The 3,558-nt window shown below is 65.1% G+C and carries 3 protein-coding genes; 1 reads left to right on the top strand and 2 read right to left on the bottom strand.

What is annotated here, in order from left to right:
• Positions 1 to 75: 75 nt before the first annotated feature.
• Positions 76 to 843, bottom strand: coding sequence for a DsbA family protein (locus tag Q8N40_RS00005; protein ID WP_305710355.1), 768 nt, complete (start codon positions 841 to 843; stop codon positions 76 to 78).
• Between the two features lie 97 nt (positions 844 to 940).
• Positions 941 to 2,344, bottom strand: coding sequence for a M48 family metalloprotease (locus Q8N40_RS00010; protein ID WP_305710356.1), 1,404 nt, complete (start codon positions 2,342 to 2,344; stop codon positions 941 to 943).
• Positions 2,345 to 2,461: 117 nt separating this feature from the next.
• Between Q8N40_RS00010 and Q8N40_RS00015 the strand changes: the two genes are divergently transcribed.
• Positions 2,462 to 3,558, top strand: a 1,097-nt coding sequence (locus tag Q8N40_RS00015) for a pyridoxal phosphate-dependent aminotransferase (protein WP_305710357.1), incomplete at its 3' end; no start/stop codon positions are given.

The raw sequence follows: 3,558 nt of genomic DNA on the forward strand, positions 1-3,558 counted from the left end.
GGCGCAAGCAAATGGCCGGCTCGAAAGCCGGCCTGCAGTTAGCAACGCTGCAATATCAGATTGAAGACGCGCCGCTCAGCATGTCGCCTTGCCGCATCGCGCGATGCCGATTTTTTCCCGCAGGGTTTCGACGCCGACCGCGCCAATCACCACCTGCTTGCCGATCACGTAGCTCGGCGTGCCGTTCATGCCCATCGCTTCGGCGAGCTTGAAGTTCTCCTCCAGCGTGGCGCGCACTTCCGGACTGGCGATATCCTTTTCCAGCCTGGCCATGTCGACGCCGGCTTCCTTGGCGGCCGCCATCGACCGCGCCTTGTCAGCCTGGCCCCTGCCGTTCAGCAGTCTCTGGTGAAAGTCGAGATACTTCTTGCCGCTGGGGTCCTGCATGCGCACGGCGACCCCGACCTGGGCGGCTTCGACGGAGGAGGGGCCGAGCACCGGGAATTCCTTCAGCACCACCTTCAGCTTCGGATCCGATTTCATCAGCTCCATCATGTCCATCATGGCGCGTTTGCAATAGCCGCAATTGTAGTCGAAGAATTCGACCATGGTGACATCGCCGTCCCTGGCGCCGACGGTGACGCCGCGCGGCGACTTGAAGATCAATTCCGCATTCTTGGTGACGCCCGCGGCATGCTTCTCGGCCTCGGCGGCGGTCTGGCGCTTGCTGAGCTCGGCCATCGCCTCTTCCAGCACCTCGGGATTCTTGAGCAGGTAATTCCGCACGATGGTTTCGATATCGCCGCGCTGAATTTCGGAAAAGCCCTGCGCGGAGGCCAGCGCCGGCGCCCCGCACAGTGCGAGCGCGAACAGGGCGGGGGCGAGCAGACGGAACCAGGGCATGGGGCAAATCCTCATTTGGACGAATTGATTGGGCGTTGTTGCAGGGCCGGCTTGGCGAAACCTTAAGTCCGGCCGGTTTATTTCCAGTTGTTTATTTCTAGTTGCTCTTCTGGCCGGGCAGCGGCCTGGCGGAGACGATGTCGTCGGCCTTGACCCAGCCCGGCGTGCCGATCGCGAACCGGGTCTTGGCCCGCGAGGCCAGATCGCGCGCGGTCTTGTTGTCGCCGCGCAGGAAGGCCGCCTGAGCGGAAGCGAGGTCGGCCTGCGCAAGATCTCCTTTTCGGCCGTAGGCCATCGCGAGCTGCATATAGCCGATCGGCGCCTCGGTCTCGCGCGCCACCGCCGCGCGCAGAATCGCGATCGCTTCTTCGGTGTGGGCGTTATTATTAGTCCCTACCAGCGCCTGCCCAAGTAACATCTCGATGAGCGGCGCGTTATTCGACAGCTGCACCGCCCTGCGCAGCGGCGCGATGGCCTCGGCGGGCTTGCCGCCCTCCAGCAGCGCCTGGCCGCGCAATTCATGAAAATACGGGTTGGCCGGCTGCAGCTGGATCAGTGCGTCGATCTGGGCGACCGCGCTGCGCAGCTCGCCATGCCGGTAGGTGGCGATGGCGCGGGCATAGCGTGCGGGCAGGCTGTCGCTCGACAGCGGATAGCGCCGGTACACGGTGTCCGGTCGTTCCATGAAGGCCGAGATCTTGGCGCGCACCATGTCGTGGCGCAGTTGCAGGGCGGGGTCGTCCTTCTTGTCCCAATAGGGACTGGAACGCGCCAGTCCCTGCAGCGCTTCGACACGCTCGGCCGGCATCGGATGCGACATTACGTAGGGATCGGAGCCGCGCGCGGCAAACAGGCTCTCATTGGTGAAGCGCTTGAAGGTTTCGTACATACCCTTGGCGGACTGGCCGGTGGCGGTCAGGAACTTGACCCCGGCGCGGTCGGCATTTTCCTCCTGCTGGCGCACATAGGAGAGCAGGGTGCGGCGGATCACTTCCTGCGGCGCAGCAATCGCCGCCGCGCCGACATTGGCGAGCCCGCTATTGGCGTTGCCGCCGCGCGAGCCCGCGACCAGCGCGCCGGCGCCGAGCAGCATGGCGATGATCATCTGGGTCTGCGCCGCCGCCAGCTGTTCGCGCAGCTTGGAGAGATGGCCGCCGGCCAGATGCCCGGTTTCGTGCGCCATCACCCCGATGATCTGGTTCGGGGTCTCGGACTGCATGATGGCGCCGTAATTCACGAAAATGCGCCGGCCGTCCGCGACGAAGGCGTTGAAGCCACCCTCGTTGACGATGACCATCTGGATGTTCTGCTTTTCCATTCCCGCCGCGCGCAGGATCGGGCGGGTGTATTCACGCAACAATTGCTCGGACTCGGTATCGCGCAGGATGCGGACACCGCCGCCTTGCGCCAGCGCCGGCATCGGCGCGATGACGAGCGCGACCGCCGTGGTGACGGCCGTCAATCTCGACATTGTCTGGCGCAGGGCGATGCGGAGCAACATGGCCTTCTCGGGGGATTGGCGGCGGGCCGGATACGATATATGCCCTAACAAAGCGCCGAATGCGGCTTGTCTGGGGCGCTGGTGCCCCGTTTTCCCAGGTTCGAATAGCAGATATCGATGCTTGATGCGACACTAGGAGACCGCGCCCGGGGCCTGCTGACGGCGTCCGCGCGAAGCGATGTTCCCCCGTTCATGGTGATGGATGTGATGGCGGCGGCGGCCCGCATCGAAGCGGCTGGCGGCCACGTCATTCACATGGAGGTCGGGCAACCCTCGGCCTCGGCGCCGAAGCCGGCGATTGCGGCGGCTCACGCCGCCCTCGAACTGGGACGGATCGATTATACCTCGGCGCTCGGCATTCCCTCGCTGCGCGCGCGGATCGCCCGGCATTACCGCGAGACCTACGGCTGCGCCGTGGATGCCGAGCGGGTCGTGATCACGACGGGATCGTCGGGGGCGTTCGTCCTGGGGTTTCTCGCTCTGTTCGAGCCGGGCGACCGCGTCGCGGTGACGGTTCCCGGCTATCCGCCGTATCGCCACATCCTGACCGCGCTCGGCTGCGAGCCGGTCCTGATCGAGACCTCGAGCGAGACCCGTCACGCACTGACCGGCGAAGCCTTGCTGGCGGCGCACCGCAAAAAGCCGCTGAAGGGCGTGCTGGTGGGAAGCCCGGCCAATCCCACGGGGACGATGATGTCCCGCGAGGCGCTCACCGGCCTGATGGCGGCGGCGGAGGGGGCGGGCATCCGTTTCATCTCCGACGAAATCTATCACGGCCTCGATTATGCATTTCCCGCGGTCACGGCGGCGGAGCTTTCGCCCGATGCGCTGGTGATCAATTCGTTCTCGAAATATTTCTGCATGACCGGCTGGCGGGTCGGCTGGATGGTGGTGCCGGAATCGCTGGTGCGGCCGATCGAGCGGCTGCAGCAGAATCTTTCGATCTCGGTGCCGACCTTGTCGCAGATTGCCGCCGAAGCCGCCTTCGAGGGCCGCGCCGAGATGGAAGCGATCAAGCGCGGCTACCAGGAGAACCGCCGCATCCTGATCGATGGTTTGCCGCAAGCCGGGCTCGACAGCTTCCTGCCTGCCGATGGCGCGTTCTATCTCTACGCCGATGTCTCCAGATTTACCTCCGACAGTTTTGCCTTTGCCGGCCAGATGCTGGAAAGGGCGCGCGTCGCGGCCACCCCCGGGGTCGACTTCGATCCGGT

The organism is Bradyrhizobium sp., assembly GCF_030693485.1.
Classification (GTDB): Bacteria; Pseudomonadota; Alphaproteobacteria; order Rhizobiales; family Xanthobacteraceae; genus Bradyrhizobium.